Source organism: Stenotrophomonas sp. YJH_SMC_69 (genome assembly GCF_059370495.1).
The window spans coordinates 238,897-255,087 of sequence record NZ_JCAFTS010000005.1 but is presented as its reverse complement, the minus strand read 5'-3'; the positions used below and the strand labels follow the sequence as shown (position 1 = coordinate 255,087).

At 66.9% G+C, this 16,191-nt stretch carries 14 protein-coding genes; 13 read left to right on the top strand and 1 reads right to left on the bottom strand.

Translation table 11 applies throughout. The annotated features are described in order from the left end of the window. Positions 1-31: 31 nt before the first annotated feature. A complete protein-coding gene (locus AC5P8F_RS11265) occupies positions 32-685 on the bottom strand; it encodes a TetR/AcrR family transcriptional regulator (RefSeq protein ID WP_014646856.1) in 654 nt (217 codons plus the stop codon). Between the two features lie 361 nt (positions 686-1,046). Here AC5P8F_RS11265 and ndk point away from each other — a divergent pair, with 361 nt between their 5' ends. The 13 genes from ndk (at position 1,047) to guaA (ending at position 16,146) form a co-directional block, all read left to right on the top strand. Beyond that, positions 1,047-1,472, top strand: coding sequence for a nucleoside-diphosphate kinase (gene ndk, locus AC5P8F_RS11260; RefSeq protein ID WP_005409295.1), 426 nt, complete (start codon positions 1,047-1,049; stop codon positions 1,470-1,472). Positions 1,473-1,482: 10 nt separating this feature from the next. Next, the gene (gene rlmN, locus AC5P8F_RS11255; protein WP_005409296.1) at positions 1,483-2,688 is read left to right on the top strand and encodes a dual-specificity RNA methyltransferase RlmN; all 1,206 of its coding nucleotides are present in this window, start codon (positions 1,483-1,485) and stop codon (positions 2,686-2,688) included. Then, positions 2,675-3,460: a type IV pilus biogenesis/stability protein PilW gene (gene pilW / locus AC5P8F_RS11250; RefSeq protein ID WP_041863329.1), complete on the top strand. Its 786-nt coding sequence runs from the start codon at positions 2,675-2,677 to the stop codon at positions 3,458-3,460. Before rlmN ends, pilW begins: the two co-directional genes overlap by 14 nt. A gap of 18 nt (positions 3,461-3,478) precedes the next feature. Continuing rightward, on the top strand, positions 3,479-4,351 hold the full coding sequence (locus AC5P8F_RS11245; protein WP_032960759.1) for a RodZ domain-containing protein: 873 nt from the start codon (positions 3,479-3,481) through the stop codon (positions 4,349-4,351). A 64-nt stretch (positions 4,352-4,415) separates the two neighbouring features. Next, positions 4,416-5,054 (top strand): YfgM family protein, encoded by a 639-nt coding sequence (locus tag AC5P8F_RS11240; RefSeq protein WP_032960761.1) that lies wholly within the window; start codon positions 4,416-4,418, stop codon positions 5,052-5,054. Next, entirely contained in the window at positions 5,054-6,262 is a 1,209-nt protein-coding gene (bamB, locus tag AC5P8F_RS11235) for an outer membrane protein assembly factor BamB (protein ID WP_495228205.1), read from the top strand. Before AC5P8F_RS11240 ends, bamB begins: the two co-directional genes overlap by 1 nt. 17 nt (positions 6,263-6,279) lie before the next feature. Then, complete coding sequence (der, locus tag AC5P8F_RS11230) at positions 6,280-7,677, top strand: ribosome biogenesis GTPase Der (protein ID WP_014646861.1); 1,398 nt, start codon at positions 6,280-6,282, stop codon at positions 7,675-7,677. A gap of 202 nt (positions 7,678-7,879) precedes the next feature. Then, positions 7,880-9,016, top strand: a complete 1,137-nt coding sequence (moeB, locus tag AC5P8F_RS11225; RefSeq protein WP_495228203.1) for a molybdopterin-synthase adenylyltransferase MoeB — start codon at positions 7,880-7,882, stop codon at positions 9,014-9,016. A gap of 343 nt (positions 9,017-9,359) precedes the next feature. Then, positions 9,360-11,192, top strand: a complete 1,833-nt coding sequence (locus AC5P8F_RS11220; RefSeq protein WP_046430199.1) for a monovalent cation:proton antiporter-2 (CPA2) family protein — start codon at positions 9,360-9,362, stop codon at positions 11,190-11,192. 177 nt (positions 11,193-11,369) lie between these two features. Next, the gene (gene folD, locus AC5P8F_RS11215; protein ID WP_005416247.1) at positions 11,370-12,248 is read left to right on the top strand and encodes a bifunctional methylenetetrahydrofolate dehydrogenase/methenyltetrahydrofolate cyclohydrolase FolD; all 879 of its coding nucleotides are present in this window, start codon (positions 11,370-11,372) and stop codon (positions 12,246-12,248) included. A gap of 291 nt (positions 12,249-12,539) precedes the next feature. Continuing rightward, the gene (gene guaB / locus AC5P8F_RS11210; protein ID WP_032958143.1) at positions 12,540-13,997 is read left to right on the top strand and encodes an IMP dehydrogenase; all 1,458 of its coding nucleotides are present in this window, start codon (positions 12,540-12,542) and stop codon (positions 13,995-13,997) included. A gap of 107 nt (positions 13,998-14,104) precedes the next feature. Continuing rightward, a complete protein-coding gene (locus AC5P8F_RS11205; protein ID WP_164077652.1) occupies positions 14,105-14,584 on the top strand; it encodes a hypothetical protein in 480 nt (159 codons plus the stop codon). Beyond that, the gene (gene guaA / locus AC5P8F_RS11200) at positions 14,581-16,146 is read left to right on the top strand and encodes a glutamine-hydrolyzing GMP synthase (RefSeq protein ID WP_005413109.1); all 1,566 of its coding nucleotides are present in this window, start codon (positions 14,581-14,583) and stop codon (positions 16,144-16,146) included. The genes AC5P8F_RS11205 and guaA overlap by 4 nt, the downstream gene beginning before the upstream one ends. Positions 16,147-16,191: the final 45 nt, after the last annotated feature.

Below are 16,191 nucleotides of genomic sequence, written 5' to 3'. Positions count from 1 at the left end.
GCCTTTGTTGGTCAGCAGTTACTGGGTGGAATCAAAGGGAAGCGGGCAGGGCGCTGGCGCGAGCGGCGGCGCGGAACCCGGCTTCGGCGAAATGGATCAGTTCGTGGGCGGCATGGGCACGATGCGCCGCTTCAGTGACACCGGCGGGACGCTTGATCAGCCCGAAGTCGGCCATGGCATAGGTGAGCGAGCCGGCCAGGAAATCCAGGCGCCAGTACAGCTCTTCCTTGCTCAGGTCGGGCACGCACTCGCCGATGGCCTTGCCGAACGCACGCAGCACGTGGCCGTAGTGGTCGGACAGGAACTTGCGCAGGTTGTCGTTCTTCTCGGCGTAGGCGCGGGCGATCACGCGTACGAAGGCACCGCCGTTCTGGCGGTCCTGGGCCAGCGCCAATGCCGGCTCGACGAAGGCGGCCAGCACCGGGCGCAGCTGCCCGGGGTGTTCGCTGCGGGCGCGTTCGAGCTGCGACAGGCGGGCGCCGGTCATCTCGTCCATGCGGCGGCGGAACACCTCGTTGACCAGGTTCTCCTTGGAGCCGAAGTGGTAGTTGACCGCTGCGATGTTGACGTCGGCCTGGCTGGTCACCTGGCGCAGCGAAGTGCCGGCGAAGCCGTGCTGTGCGAACAGCTCCTCGGCCGCGCCGAGAATGCGGTCCTTGGTCGAGAAGTGGGCGGGTTTGGCCATCGGCGGGCGGACCTTAATCAAACGATTGTTTGATACTAGGACCAGACGGTAGCGTATGGCATTTTGCAGTGCAGCAAAATCGGCCGGTCCGGTCAGATTTCACTCAGGTGGGTGAATGGGGTAGGGGTCGGATCCCCGCAGGGGCTCCGACCCCGACACTGGGCCCGGAATGGGGTCAGAGCCCCTGTGGGGATCTGACCCCTGCCATGCGGGTTTGCCGGCCGGCGACCGGCACTACCATGCCAGCGCTTTATCTTTTACAATTCGCCTACGTTTATCAGGCTAAGCCCGCGTCCCGACGCGGGTTTTTTTCATGTTACCCTTCGGGCCATCAGCGGCCCGATTCCATTGGAGACATCCCATGGCGCTGGAGCGCACCCTTTCGATCATCAAGCCGGACGCCGTTGCCAAGAACGTCATCGGCGAAATCTACGCCCGCTTCGAGAAGGCCGGCCTGAAGGTCGTGGCCGCCAAGTACAAGCAGCTGTCGCGCCGTGAAGCCGAAGGCTTCTACGCCGTGCACCGCGAGCGTCCGTTCTTCAACGCGCTGGTCGAGTTCATGATCTCCGGCCCGGTGATGATCCAGGCCCTGGAAGGCGAGAACGCCGTCCTGGCCCACCGCGACCTGCTGGGCGCCACCAACCCGAAGGAAGCCGCGCCGGGCACCATCCGCGCCGACTTCGCCGAATCCATCGATGCCAACGCCGCCCACGGCTCGGACTCGGTCGAGAATGCCGCGATTGAAATCGCCTACTTCTTCGCCGCCACCGAAGTCGTTTCGCGCTGAGAGTAATGCCGTGAACGAGGTCGTACAGTCCCCCGCCATCCAGCCGCTGCCGAAGTCGGCACCCACGGCTGGCAAGCAGAACCTGCTCGACCTCGATCGCGCGGGCCTGGAGAAGTTCTTCGTCGAGGTTCTCGGCGAGAAGAAGTTCCGTGCCCATCAGGTGATGAAGTGGATCCACCATCGCTACGTCACCGATTTCGATGAAATGACCGACCTCGGCAAGGTCCTGCGCGCCAAGCTGCAGGCCCATGCCGAGGTGCTGGTTCCGAACATCGTGTTCGACAAGCCCTCCGCCGACGGCACCCACAAGTGGCTGCTGGCGATGGGCGTGGATGGCAAGAACGCCATCGAGACCGTGTACATCCCGGACAAGACCCGCGGCACGCTGTGCGTGTCCTCGCAGGTCGGTTGCGGCCTGAACTGCACGTTCTGCTCCACCGCCACCCAGGGCTTCAACCGCAACCTGACCACCGCCGAGATCATCGGCCAGGTGTGGGTTGCCGCGCGCCACCTGGGCAACGTGCCGCACCAGATGCGCCGCCTCACCAACGTGGTGATGATGGGCATGGGCGAGCCGCTGATGAATTTCGACAACGTCGTGCGCGCCATGAGCGTGATGCGCGACGATCTGGGCTACGGCCTGGCCAACAAGCGCGTGACCCTGTCGACCTCCGGCCTGGTGCCGCAGATCGACCGCTTGTCCGCCGAGAGCGACGTCTCGCTGGCGGTGTCGCTGCATGCGCCGAACGATGCGCTGCGCGAAACCCTGGTGCCGCTCAACAAGAAGTACCCGATCGCCGAGCTGATGGCCTCGTGCGCACGCTACCTGCGCGCCAACAAGCGCCGCGAATCGGTCACCTTCGAATACACCCTGATGAAGGGCATCAACGACAAGCCCGAGCATGCCCGCGAATTGGCCCGCCTGATGCGCCAGTTCGACAACGCGGTGCAGGCCAAGGATTCGGGCAAGGTCAACCTGATTCCCTTCAATCCGTTCCCGGGCACCCGCTACGAGCGTTCGGAAGAAGCGCACATCCGCGCCTTCCAGAAGATCCTGCTCGACAGCAACGTGCTGACCATGGTCCGCCGCACCCGTGGCGACGACATCGACGCCGCCTGTGGCCAGCTCAAGGGCCAGGTGATGGACCGCACCCGCCGCCAGGCGGAGTTCAACAAGACGCTGCAGGCGGGGAAGGGGAGCGATGCCGCGGCCTGACCGCCTCTGGCTGGCGCTTCTCGCAGGCGTGCTGGCCGTTGCGGTCGGCGGCTGCAAATCCCATCCCAAGGCCAAGCTCGGTCCGAGCCAGGCGCCGGTCTATTCGGTGGGTGACCCGGAAAGCGTGCGGCGCGAAGTGCGCTGGCGCGACCTGTTGACGCTGGCGACCCGCGACATGCAGGTCGGCAATCTCGATGCCGCCGAGCGCAAGGTGCGCGAAGCACTGAAGCTGGCGCCCGAGGCGCCCGATGCGCTGGTGCTCCAGGCCGGCATCGATGACCGTCGTGGCCGCACCCGCCAAGCCGGCGAGAACTTCCGCAAGGCCGCCGAGCTGGCGCCGCAGCGCGGCGACGTGCTCAACAACTACGGTGCCTGGCTGTGCCAGCAGGGCCAGCCGGCCGAATCGCTGGTCTGGTTCGACCGCGCGTTGCAGGCGCCGGGTTATGCCACCCCGGGCGAAGCCCAGGCCAATGCCGGCAGCTGCGCACTGGATGCGGGCCAGCTTGAACGTGCCGAACGCGACCTGCGTGCGGCGCTCGTGGCGGCCCCGGCCAACCCGGTCGCGCTGGAGTCGATGGCCCAGCTGAGCTACCGCCAGGGCCGCTACATGGAGGCCCGGGCCTTCGCCGAACGTAGGATTGCGGCTGCACCCGCAACGCGTTCCGTGTTACAACTTGCGTCTCAAATCGAAGTGAAGCTGGGCGATCGGGCGGCATCTGATCGTTATCTGCAGCGGATTCGACAGGAATTTCCGCAGGACGCGGGCTCCTAACTCCAGGGTTGATGCATTGTGATTGATGACCAGACTGTGAGCGCTCTCGAGACTGCGGCCGGCTGCGGCACCCGCCTGCGCCAGGCCCGCGAAGCGGCCGGACTGACCCTCGAAGATGTCGGCTCGCGCCTGCGCATGCCGGTCCAGGTGGTCAAGTCGCTGGAAGAGGAACAATGGCAGAAGCTGGGGGCGCCGGTGTTCGTGCGTGGCCAGCTGCGCAGCTATGCGCGCCTGCTCGACGTGGATGTCGGCCAGCTGCTGGAACAGGCCCAGGTCGGCCCGGTGGTTCCGCCCACCCTGGTCAGCCATACCCATACCCCGCGTGCGCGCCGCATCGCCGAGAACCTCGGCCGGCGCGTGCTGTATGTCGGCATCACCGCCGTGCTGGCGGTGCCGGTGTGGTTCGCCACCCGTGGCCACTTCGACGGCAGCGCGACCCCGTCGCCGAGCACCGCCTCGCTGGATGTGATCCCGGCCGCCGTGCCGGTCACCCCGTCCACGGCCGGTGCCGAGGCTGTCGCGCCGGCCGAAGCGGCCACCGCCCCGGCCAGCAAGCCGGCGGCCACCCCGTACGTGGCCTCGCTGGCCCCGGTGCCGCGCCCGGCGCCGGCTCCGGCGGCTGCCGGCAACGCGCTGGAAATGCAGTTCAGCGGCGACAGCTGGGTCGACATCGGGGGTCCGGACGGCAGCACCGTCGAGAAGGCGCTGATCAGGTCCGGCGAGACCCGCAGCTTCACGCCGGGCCAGGTGACCCGGGTGACCCTGGGCAACGCCTCGGCGGTCCAGGTTCAGCAGAACGGCGCTATCGTCGATCTGACCCCCTACCAGCGAGCCAACGTGGCACGCTTTCAGGTATCCTCTGAAGGCTCCGTTGTCCCGGTTTCGCACTGAGGCGCGGTTTCACCACCTTCGATAATCCCAATGGTCCCTCCCGACGGGCGGGGCGAGAGTACGCATGGCGATCGACGATCTGCTCGACGAGCACGAACAAAGTGAACGCGTCCGCAGCTGGCTGCGGAAGAATGGCGCCAGCATCCTCGGTGGCGTAGTCATCGCCATCGGTGCCATTGCTGGCTGGCAGTGGTACCAGAAGGATCAGGGCGGCAAGCTGGCCTCGGCCAATGTCGAGTACCAGAAGGCCCTGCAGGGCCTGCAGCAGAACAAGCTTGACGACGCCGCCAAGGCGGTCAAGGCGCTCGAAGCCGGCCCGTCCAGCATCTACGGCGACCTCGCGGCGCTGCAGCTGGCCAAGGCCCAGGTCGACGCCGGCAAGAATGAAGAGGCACTGGCGACCCTGCGCAATGTGAAGGTCGAAGGTGACCTGCAGCGCGTGGTCGACCAGCGTGTGGCCCGCCTGCTGGTGGCCACCGGCAAGAGCGACGAGGCCATCAAGCTGCTGGGCAGCGCGACCGACAGCAGCAGCCTGGAAATCCATGGCGATGCGCTGATGGCGCAGGGCAAGCGCGATGACGCCCGTGCACAGTACGAGAAGGCGCTGAAGACGCTGGACGTGGCAGCGCCGCAGCGGCGCCTGCTGGAAACCAAGGTTATGGACGCCGGCGGCACCGTCGCCGCCCCTGCGGAGTCGGTTTGATGAGTCAGAAGGTCATGATCACCCGCGTCGCCACCGTGCTCCTGATGGGCATGGCCCTGACCGGCTGCAGCACCATGAAGGGCTGGTTCGCCGGCAAGGACGCGGCCGCGAAGAAGGCACAGGAACCGGCTGAGCTGGTCAAGTTCGAGCCGACCGTGAAGATCAGCAAGGCCTGGTCGGTCAACCTCGGCAAGGGCGAGCGCCGCATCGGCGTGCGCCAGGGCCCGGCGGTCGCCAACGGCCACGTGTTTGCTGCCGCGATCACCGGTGGCGTGCACGCCATCGACCTGCAGACCGGCAAGAAGGTCTGGACCTGGGAGCCGAAGAAGGAAAAGAAGAAGGCCAAGCTGCGCCTGTCCGGCGGCCCGGGTGTCGGTGAGAACCTGGTCGTGATCGGCACGCTGGATGGCCAGGTCATCGCGCTGGATATCAACGATGGCAGCGAGAAGTGGCGCGCCCGTGTTCCGGGTGAAGTCATCGCCGCGCCGGCCGTTGCCCAGGGCATGGTCTACGTGCGCAGCAACGACGGCCGCGTTACCGGCTTCGATGCCGGCAACGGCACGCAGAAGTGGTTCAACCCGAGCGAGCTGCCGGCGCTGACCGTGCGTGGCAACGCGCCGGTGGTGACCGGCCCGGGCGTGCTGTTCATCGGCAAGGACGAGGGCGCGGTTGCCGCTCTGGCCCAGCAGGATGGCCGCACGCTGTGGGAACAGAACCTCGGCAACGGCGAAGGCCGCACCGAGCTGGAGCGCATGGCCGACGTCGACGGCGCGCCGGTGCTGGAGGGCAACACCCTCTATGTGAGCAGCTTCAAGAACCAGACCATGGCCATCGAAGGCCCGACCGGTCGCCCGCTGTGGGCGCGCGACCATGGCGGTGCCGGTGGTGTGGCGGTGTCGTCGGGCAACGTGTTCGTCACCGACAACAAGGGCGGCGTGTTCGGCCTGGACAAGGCCAGCGGCGCGGCCATGTGGTCGCAGACCGCGCTGGCCCGTCGTTCGCTGACCGGCCCGGCGCTGCACGGCGACTACGTGGTGGTCGGCGACTACAAGGGATACGTGCACTGGTTGCAGGCGTCCGATGGTGCGATGGCGGCACGGGCAAAAAGTGGCGGCGACGCCCTGCTGGCCCAGCCGGTCGTCGCAGACGGGGTGCTGCTGGTGCAGAACGTTGATGGCAAGCTGACCGCCTTCCGGTTGGCAAATTAAAAATTGGAGTAATCGCGATGCTGCCTTTGGTCGCCCTGGTTGGACGGCCGAATGTCGGCAAGTCGACTATTTTCAATGCGCTTACCCGCACCCGTGACGCGCTGGTCCATGACCAGCCCGGCGTCACCCGCGACCGCAACTACGGTGTCTGCCGGCTGGACGAGGACAATCATTTCCTCGTCGTCGACACCGGCGGTATCGCGGAAGAGGAAGAGGGTCTGGCAGGGGCTACCACCCGCCAGGCCCGCGCCGCTGCAGCGGAAGCCGACCTGATCCTGTTCGTGGTCGACGCCCGTGAGGGCACCTCGGCGATGGACGACGAGATCCTGGCCTGGCTGCGCAAGCTGTCGCGCCCGACGCTGCTGCTGATCAACAAGATCGACGGCACAGACGAGGACACCGTGCGTTCGGAGTTCGCCCGCTACGGCTTCGGCGAGATGCTGACCGTGTCGGCCGCGCATCGCCAGGGCCTGGACGACCTGCTGGACGAAGTGATCCAGCGCCTGCCGGAAGAAGGCAGCGGCGAAGAGCTGGACAACGATCCGAACCGCATCCGCATCGCCTTCGTCGGCCGCCCGAACGTGGGCAAGTCGACCCTGGTCAACCGCATCCTCGGCGAGGAGCGCATGATCGCCTCGGACGTGCCGGGCACCACCCGCGACTCGATCGCGGTGGACCTGGAGCGTGATGGCCGCGAGTACCGCCTGATCGATACCGCCGGCCTGCGCCGTCGGTCGCGCGTGGACGAGGTCGTCGAGAAGTTCTCGGTGGTCAAGACCATGCAGTCGATCGAGCAGTGCCAGGTGGCCGTGCTGATGCTCGACGCCACCGAAGGCGTGACCGACCAGGACGCCACCGTGCTCGGTGCCGTGCTCGACGCCGGCCGCGCACTGGTGATCGCCATCAACAAGTGGGATGGCCTGACCGAGTACCAGCGTGAGCAGGCCGAAACCATGCTGTCGCTGAAGCTGGGCTTCGTGCCGTGGGCCGAGTCGGTGCGCATCTCGGCCAAGCATGGTTCGGGCCTGCGTGAGCTGTTCCGCGCGGTGCACCGCGCGCACGAATCGGCGAACAAGACCTTCACCACCAGCGAAGTGAACAAGGCGCTGGAAGTGGCCTACGAGACCAACCCGCCGCCGACCATCCGCGGCCACGTCTCCAAGCTGCGCTACGTGCACCCGGCCGGTTCCAACCCGCCGACCTTCATCGTGCACGGCACCCGCCTGAAGGAGCTGCAGGAGTCGTACAAGCGCTACCTGGAGAACTTCTTCCGCAAGCGCTTCAAACTGATAGGCACGCCGGTGAGCTTCATCTTCCGCGAGGGTACCAACCCGTACGAGGGCAAGAAGAACGTCCTCACCGAGCGGCAGGTCAAGGCCAAGCGGCGCTTGATGAAGCACGTCAAGGGCAAGTGATTCACGAGAAGGCGGCCGCAGGGCCGCCTTTTTCGTTGCGGAGAATCGGGTCAGATCCCATTTCCTCCGGAAAAGGGATCTGACCCCGGGTGCAGGGCGGGCGCTACCGCAGGCCTGCGGTGGACCCGTAGAGCCGAGCATAGGCTCGGCTCTACAGATGCTGGTCAAGGCGGCCTGCCGCCACGTGCGCGATAATGCCGCCATGAGCATCCAAGAGATTTCCCCCGCGCAGGCACGCGAGCGCCTGGCCCATGGCGCGGTGCTGATCGATGTGCGCGAGGCACACGAACGGGCCGGCGGCATGGCCGAGGGCGCGCGCGGCGTGGCCAAGGGCGAGCTGCAGGCCGACCCGGCCGCACACCTGCCGCGGCACGACCAGGAGATCCTGCTGATCTGCCAGAGCGGCAAGCGCTCGACCGACGCCGCGCAGTTCCTGCTGGAGGCCGGCTACACCCACGTGGCTTCCGTGACGGGCGGCACCGTGGCCTGGCGCGAGCAGTCGCTGCCGCTGGTGCAGCCGCTGGCCAGTGCTGCCGACCGTGACTTCTTTGATCGCTATTCGCGCCACCTGCTGCTGCCGCAGGTGGGCGAGGCCGGCCAGCGCCGGCTGCAGCAGTCGCGCGTGCTGGTGCTGGGCGCGGGTGGGCTGGGCGCACCGGCTGGGTTCTACCTGGCCGCCGCCGGGGTAGGGCACCTGCGCTTCGCCGACCACGACCGCGTGGAGCGCAGCAACCTGCACCGCCAGATCGTGCATACCGAAGCCAGCGTCGGCCAGTTCAAGGTCGATTCGGCGCGCGAGCGGCTGCTGGCGTTGAACCCGTCGATCGACGTCGAGGCGGTGCCTGAGCGGGTCACTTCCGAGAACGTGGATGCGCTGCTGGAGGGCGTGGACGTAGTGCTGGATGGGTCGGACAACTTCCCGCTGCGCTACCTGCTCAACGACGCCTGCATCAAGCACGCCACGCCGCTGGTGTATGCCGCCATCGAGCGCTTTGACGGCCAGGTAAGCGTGTTTGACGCTGGCCGCCAGCGCGGCGTGGCGCCGTGCTACCGCTGCCTGTTCCCCGAGCCGCCGCCGCCGGAGTTCGCGCCGAACTGTTCCGAGGCGGGTGTGCTGGGCGTGCTGCCCGGCCTGGCCGGCGTGCTGCAGGCGACCGAGGTGCTGAAGCTGCTGCTGGGCATCGGTGAGCCGCTGGTTGGCCGCCTGCTGCGCTTCGACGCGCTGGGCATGCGCTTCCGTGAGACCGGCATCCGGCCGGACCCGCAGTGCCCGGTGTGCGCGCCGGGCGTGCCGTTTCCGGGATATATCGATTACGCCGCGTTCTGCCGGGGTGGGTGAACCCGGCCGGGCGTCATCCACGCATGGCGTGGATCCACGGCGGGGAACCTGGCCGGGGATTCATCCACGCATGGCGTGGATCTACTGTAGAGCCGAGCCCATGCTCGGCTGCTTCTGGCCTCGGCACGAAGAGCAGCCGAGCGTGGGCTCGGCTCTACAGGTTGTGGTTGTGCCAACCAAGGTTAGCACCCACCGACGCGGATGCATGGTTTCGGGATGATGCTGGGGGTCACTCCCGGTATCGTTCCATCTCCAAGACAATCCGGCGCAACATGCGTGCTATTGCCGTCATCGGCATTGCTCTATTGTTGAACGCGATTCTGGATCTTGGGGAACACACCGCATGGCGGTAGAAGCAGCGACCAGCGAGCTGGTCAAGGTCGTCGCCCTGTTGGGCGCGGCGGTGGTGATGGTGCCTTTGTTCCGTCGCGCCGGCCTGGGCTCGGTGCTGGGCTACTTCGCCGCTGGCCTGGCGATCGGACCGTTCGGGCTGGGCTGGTTCTCCGACCCGCAGGCGATCCTGCATACCGCCGAGCTCGGCGTGGTGATGTTCCTGTTCGTGATCGGCCTGGAGATGCGGCCCTCGCACCTGTGGAGCCTGCGCAAGGAAATCTTCGGGCTGGGCACGCTGCAGATCGTCACCTGTGCGCTGGTGCTGACCAGCATCGCCAAGCTGTTCGGGTTGCCGTGGCAGGTGGCCTTCATCGGTGCCACCGGCTTTGTGCTCACATCCACCGCAGTGGTGATGCAGCTGCTGGCCGAGCGCGGTGACATCGCGCTGCCGTCGGGGCAGAAGATCGTCTCCATCCTGCTGTTCGAAGACCTGCTGATCGTGCCGCTGCTGGCGCTGGTGGCGTGGATGGGCCCGAGCGCGGGCAGTGCCGACGGCGAGGGCTCGCGCTGGCTGTCGGTAGCGATCGGCGTCGGCGCCATCGTCGGCCTGGTGCTGGTCGGCCGCTTCCTGCTCAATCCGCTGTTCCGCGTGCTGGCCGAATCGAAGGCGCGCGAGGTGATGACCGCCGCCGCGCTGCTGGTGGTGCTGGGCGCGGCGCTGCTGATGCAGCTGTCCGGCCTGTCGATGGCGATGGGCGCGTTCCTCGCGGGCGTGCTTCTGAGCGAGTCGACCTTCCGCCACCAGATCGAGGCGGACATCGAACCGTTCCGCGGCATCCTGCTGGGCCTGTTCTTCCTCAGCGTGGGCATGGCGCTGGACCTGGGCGTGGTGGCTGGCAACTGGCAGCTGATCCTCGGCCTGGTGCTGGCGCTGATGGTGGCCAAGGCGCTGTGCATCTACGTGGTCGCGCGCATCATGGGCAGTGACCACGCGCAGGCGCTGGATCGCGGCGTGCTGATGGCGCAGGGTGGCGAGTTCGCCTTCGTGCTGTTCTCCGCTGCCGCCTCAGCCGGCGTGATCAACCTGGAGATCAATGCCAACTTCACCGCGGTGGTGGTGTTGTCGATGGCGTTGACCCCGCTGGTGGTGCTGGTCTACAAGCGCATCGCGCCGAAGCCGACGGTGAACATGGACGGCGTGGACGAGGCCGAGGGCCTGTCCGGTAGTGTGCTGCTGATCGGCTTCGGCCGCTTCGGCCAGGTCGCCAGCCAGTCGCTGCTGGCGCGCGACGTGGACGTGACCATCATCGACAACGACGTGGAGATGATCCAGAGCGCCGCGCGCTTCGGTTTCAAGATCTACTACGGCGACGGTACGCGACTGGACGTGCTTCATGCCTCGGGCGCGGCCACCGCGCGTGCGATTGCGGTGTGCGTGGACAAGGCCGAGGCCGCCGACCGCATCGTCGAACTGGTGTCGCACGAGTTCCCGCAGGCCAAGCTGATGGTGCGCTCGTTCGACCGCGAGCATTCGCTGCGGCTGATCCATGCCGGTGTCGATTTCCAGATCCGCGAGACGTTTGAATCGGCGGTGCTGTTCGGCCAGGCCGCGCTGGTGGAGCTGGGCGCGGATGAGGACGACGCGGTGGAGATTGCCGAGCAGATCCGTCGTCGCGATGCCGAGCGTTTCGAGCTGGAGATCGCCGGTGGTGGCTTGAATGCCGGCGCCAAGATGGTGTTCGGCAATTCAGGCCAGGGCGTGCCGACGCCGACGCCGTTCACCGCGCCGAAGCGGGCAAGCAAGACGTTGAACCCGCAGGACGTGCCGGAAGAGGAAGAATAACGTTTGCGGGTCGGATCCCTTTCCAGCGGAAAGGGCTCTGACCCGCTACGTCGTGCTGGGGTCAGAGTCCTTTGCCTGTGGCAAAGGGATCCGACCCCGTCAGGACCCCATCCTGCGGTGGGCGAGGGGGCCTGAATCAGGGACAATAGCGTCCCCGCCGCCCCACGCCTGCCCCCGATGACTGATTCCGCCGCCCCGCATCCTGCCCGCATCCTTGATGGCCGCCGCATCGCCGAGGACCTGCTCGATAGCCTGAAGGTGCGTGTCGACGCCCGCGTGGCCGCCGGCGGCAGCCGTCCGGGCCTGGCCGTGGTGCTGGTCGGTGGCGACCCTGCCTCGACCGTGTACGTGCGCAACAAGCGCCGTGCCGCCGAGAAGGTCGGGATCGAAGCGCATGACTACGATCTGCCGGCCGGTACCACCGAGGCCGAGCTGCTCGACCTGATCGACCAGCTCAACGCCGATCCGAAGATCAACGGCATCCTGATCCAGCTGCCGCTGCCGGGAATCCCCGATGCGCGCCGGCTGATCCAGCGCATCGACCCGCGCAAGGACGTGGACGGCTTCCACCCGGAAAACGTCGGCCACCTGGCCCTGCGCGAGTTCGGCCTGCGCCCGTGCACCCCGCGCGGCATCACCACGCTGCTGGGCCACACCGACCAGCCGGTGCGCGGCCGCAACGCCACCATCGTTGGCGTGAGCAACCACGTCGGCCGCCCGATGGGCCTGGAGCTGCTGATTGCCGGCTGCACCGTGACCAGCTGCCACAAGTTCACCCCCAAGGACGTGCTGGAACAGGCCGTGCGCAACGCCGACATCCTGGTGGTGGCGGTAGGCCGCCCCGGCATCGTGCCGGGCGAGTGGGTGAAGCCGGGCGCGGTGGTGATCGACGTCGGCATCAACCGCTTGGATGACGGCCGCCTGGTGGGCGATGTCGGGTTTGAGGCGGCTGCCCAGCGGGCGAGCTGGATCACCCCGGTGCCGGGTGGCGTGGGCCCGATGACCGTGGCCACGTTGATGCAGAACACCCTGGAAGCGGCGGAAGCGCTGAGCTGACCTTTTGGGGTGGGGGCAACCATTGGCCTGCTCCTGGTAGGTGCCAACCTTGGTTGGCACACATCCATCGGGGCCATCGGCCCATCTGGGGTGCCGGTGTCGGACGGATCGTGCCAACCAAGGTTGGCACCTACCAAAGGCGGTTCCGTGGGGGTTCCCAGGCGGCGCGTGGCCCCGGTCCGTCGCCCTGAACCAATCGCCGCCGGCGCGACACTGCGTCGCATCTACCCCCTGCCACGCGGCGCGAAAAAGGGGTAAAATGTCGCGCTTCCCCACATCTCGGGTATGCCGATGCTGCGCATCCAGGCTGAAGCACTCACTTACGACGACGTCTCGCTCGTCCCCGCCCACTCGACCATCCTGCCCAAGGACGTCAACCTCGAAACGCGGTTGACCCGAGACCTGAAGCTGAAGCTTCCGATCCTGTCCGCCGCGATGGACACCGTCACCGAAGCCCGCCTGGCCATCGCCATGGCCCAGCTCGGCGGCATGGGCATCATCCACAAGAATCTCAGCCTGGAACAGCAGGCCGCGGAAGTGGCCAAGGTCAAGAAGTTCGAGGCCGGTGTCATCCGCGACCCGATCACCGTCGGCCCGGAAACCACCATCCGCGACGTGCTGGCCCTGACCCAGGCGCACAACATCTCCGGCGTGCCGGTGGTGGGCAGCGACGGCCAGCTGGCCGGCATCGTGACCCACCGCGACATGCGCTTCGAGACCGAGCTGGACGATCCGGTCCGCCACATCATGACCAAGAAGGATCGCCTGATCACGGTCAAGGAAGGCGCCGCGTCTGACGAAGTGCTGCAGCTGCTGCATCGCAACCGCATCGAAAAGGTGCTGGTGGTCAATGATTCGTTCGAACTGCGTGGCCTGATCACCGTCAAGGACATCCAGAAGAACACCGACTTCCCCAACGCTGCCAAGGATCTGTCGACCCGCCTGCTGGTCGGCGCGGCCGTCGGCGTGGGTGGCGATACCGATCGCCGCGTGGAAGCGCTGGTCGCCGCCGGCGTGGACGTGATCGTGGTCGATACCGCGCACGGCCACTCGCAGGGCGTGCTGGACCGCGTCAGCTGGGTGAAGAAGAACTTCCCGAACGTGCAGGTCATCGGTGGCAACATCTGCACCGGCGAAGCCGCACTGGCGCTGCTGGACAGCGGCGCGGACGCGGTCAAGGTCGGCATCGGCCCGGGCTCGATCTGCACCACCCGCGTCGTCGCCGGCGTCGGCGTGCCGCAGGTGACCGCGATTGATCTGGTGGCCGAAGCGCTGCAGGACCGCATCCCGCTGATCGCCGACGGTGGCATCCGCTACTCGGGCGACATCGGCAAGGCGCTGGCCGCCGGTGCCTCGACCATCATGGTCGGCGGCCTGCTGGCCGGTACCGAAGAATCGCCGGGCGAGACCGAGCTGTACCAGGGCCGTTCGTACAAGAGCTACCGCGGCATGGGCTCGCTGGCTGCCATGGAAAAGGGGTCGAAGGACCGCTACTTCCAGGACGCCGCCACCGCCGACAAGCTGGTGCCGGAAGGCATCGAAGGCCGCGTGCCGTACCGCGGCCCGGTGGGCGGGATCATCCACCAGCTGATGGGCGGCCTGCGTGCCACCATGGGCTACGTGGGTTGCGCCACCATCGACGAGATGCGCAGCAAGCCCAAGTTCGTGAAGATCAGCGGCGCCGGCCAGCGTGAGAGCCACGTCCACGACGTGACGATCACCAAAGAGCCGCCGAACTACCGCGCCTGATGCGCTTGCGAACTGCTCTTGCGATTACGGGCAGCCTGCTGATGGCAGGCTGTTCGGTGTCCGAACCGCCGCCGCGCTCCGGGTCTCCGGGCGCGGCGGTTTCGCAATTGCAGGACGTGCAGGCGTGCCAGAACGCGTTCTCGCTGCCGAAGGGCTGGCAGGTGCAGGCCGCTGGCGAGCAGCGCTGGCTGCTGAAAGGTACCGGCGAGCGCCCGCTGCAGGTCATCCTGCGGTGCGTTACCGATCTGGGTGACAGGCTTGAAGATCCTGTGGTCACCGCCGAGCTGGGGCCGCTGGAGCCGAAACGGATGAGCGTACAGTCCGCGTTCTGGGGCAACGCCGTGGATTCCGGCTACCCGATGCACGCCTTTCAACGGCGCATCGTGCCCGGCACCGAAGTGCAGGAAATCGCCGAACTGCCGCGCGCCGACCGCGCCAACCCCAACGCACCGCACGGCCTGCTGATGCTGCGCTGGGACGAGGAAGACCCCTCACATATTCAACAACGCGAGGCGTTCATCGCCACGCTGACGCAGAGCCTTGAAGCGCCGGGCGCTGCGAAAAACACCACTGGAACGGCACCATGACCAACATCCATAACGACAAGATCCTCATCCTCGATTTCGGCGCGCAGTACACGCAGCTGATCGCCCGCCGCATCCGCGAGCTGGGCGTCTACTGCGAAATCTGGGCGTGGGACCACAACCCGGCCGAGATCGCCGCGTTCGGCGCCAAGGGCATCATCCTGTCCGGTGGCCCGGAATCGACCACGCTGCCGGGTGCCCCGGCCGCGCCGCAGGAAGTGTTCGACAGCGGCCTGCCGATCTTCGGCATCTGCTACGGCATGCAGACCCTGGCCGCGCAGCTGGGTGGTGCCACCGAAGCGGCTGACCAGCGCGAGTTCGGCCACGCCGAAGTGAACGTGATCAACCCGGATGCACTGTTCAAGGGCCTGAGCGACCACGGTGGCGAGCCGAAGCTGAATGTCTGGATGAGCCATGGCGACCACGTCTCCGTTGCGCCGCCGGGCTTCACCATTACCGCCACCACCGACCGCATTCCGGTGGCCGCCATGGCCAACGAAGAAAAGCGCTGGTACGGCGTGCAGTTCCACCCGGAAGTGACCCACACCCTGCAGGGCCAGGCGCTGCTGCGCCGCTTCGTGGTGGACGTGTGCGGCTGCCAGACCCTGTGGACCGCCGCCAACATCATCGACGACCAGATCGCCCGCGTGCGCGAACAGGTGGGCGATGACGAAGTGATCCTGGGCCTGTCCGGCGGCGTTGACTCGTCCGTGGTGGCCGCGCTGCTGCACAAGGCCATCGGCGAGAAGCTGACCTGCGTGTTCGTGGATACCGGCCTGCTGCGCTGGCAGGAAGGCGACCAGGTGATGGCGATGTTCGCCGAGCACATGGGCGTAAAGGTGGTGCGCGTGAACGCCGCCGACCGCTACTTCGCCGCGCTGGAAGGCGTGAGCGACCCGGAAGCCAAGCGCAAGATCATCGGCAACCTGTTCGTTGAGATCTTCGATGAAGAGTCGAACAAGCTGAAGAACGCCAAGTGGCTGGCGCAGGGCACCATCTACCCGGACGTGATCGAGTCGGCCGGCAGCAAGACCGGCAAGGCGCACGTGATCAAGAGCCACCACAACGTGGGCGGCCTGCCGGAGCACATGAAGCTGGGCCTGGTGGAGCCGCTGCGCGAGCTGTTCAAGGACGAAGTGCGGCGCCTGGGCGTGGAGCTGGGCCTGCCGCGCACCATGGTCTACCGCCACCCGTTCCCGGGCCCGGGCCTGGGCGTGCGTATCCTGGGCGAAGTGAAGCGCGAGTACGCCGAGCTGCTGGCCAAGGCTGATGCCATCTTCATTGATGAGCTGCGCAAGGCGGATCTGTACGACAAGACCAGCCAGGCGTTTGCCGTGTTCCTGCCGGTGAAGTCGGTGGGCGTGGTGGGTGATGCGCGCGCTTATGAGTGGGTGATTGCGCTAAGGGCCGTGGAGACGATTGACTTCATGACCGCGCATTGGGCGCACCTGCCGTATGAGTTCCTGGGTACGGTGAGCAACCGGATCATCAATGAGTTGCGGGGGGTGTCGCGGGTGGTTTATGACATCTCGGGGAAGCCGCCGGCTACTATTGAGTGGGAGTGATAAGAACGAGGGCGCCGAGAGGCGCCCTTGTCGTGTGTGGTGTCC

What these genes read in the sequence shown, in the direction of transcription:
- AC5P8F_RS11265 (WP_014646856.1), bottom strand. Translation starts at nt 685, where the DNA reads ATGGCCAAACCCGCCCACTTCTCGACCAAGGACCGCATTCTCGGCGCG.
- der (WP_014646861.1), top strand. Translation starts at nt 6,280, where the DNA reads ATGCTGCCTTTGGTCGCCCTGGTTGGACGGCCGAATGTCGGCAAGTCG.
- bamB (WP_495228205.1), top strand. Translation starts at nt 5,054, where the DNA reads ATGAGTCAGAAGGTCATGATCACCCGCGTCGCCACCGTGCTCCTGATG.
- ndk (WP_005409295.1), top strand. Translation starts at nt 1,047, where the DNA reads ATGGCGCTGGAGCGCACCCTTTCGATCATCAAGCCGGACGCCGTTGCC.
- AC5P8F_RS11240 (WP_032960761.1), top strand. Translation starts at nt 4,416, where the DNA reads ATGGCGATCGACGATCTGCTCGACGAGCACGAACAAAGTGAACGCGTC.
- AC5P8F_RS11220 (WP_046430199.1), top strand. Translation starts at nt 9,360, where the DNA reads ATGGCGGTAGAAGCAGCGACCAGCGAGCTGGTCAAGGTCGTCGCCCTG.
- guaA (WP_005413109.1), top strand. Translation starts at nt 14,581, where the DNA reads ATGACCAACATCCATAACGACAAGATCCTCATCCTCGATTTCGGCGCG.
- pilW (WP_041863329.1), top strand. Translation starts at nt 2,675, where the DNA reads ATGCCGCGGCCTGACCGCCTCTGGCTGGCGCTTCTCGCAGGCGTGCTG.
- guaB (WP_032958143.1), top strand. Translation starts at nt 12,540, where the DNA reads ATGCTGCGCATCCAGGCTGAAGCACTCACTTACGACGACGTCTCGCTC.
- folD (WP_005416247.1), top strand. Translation starts at nt 11,370, where the DNA reads ATGACTGATTCCGCCGCCCCGCATCCTGCCCGCATCCTTGATGGCCGC.
- moeB (WP_495228203.1), top strand. Translation starts at nt 7,880, where the DNA reads ATGAGCATCCAAGAGATTTCCCCCGCGCAGGCACGCGAGCGCCTGGCC.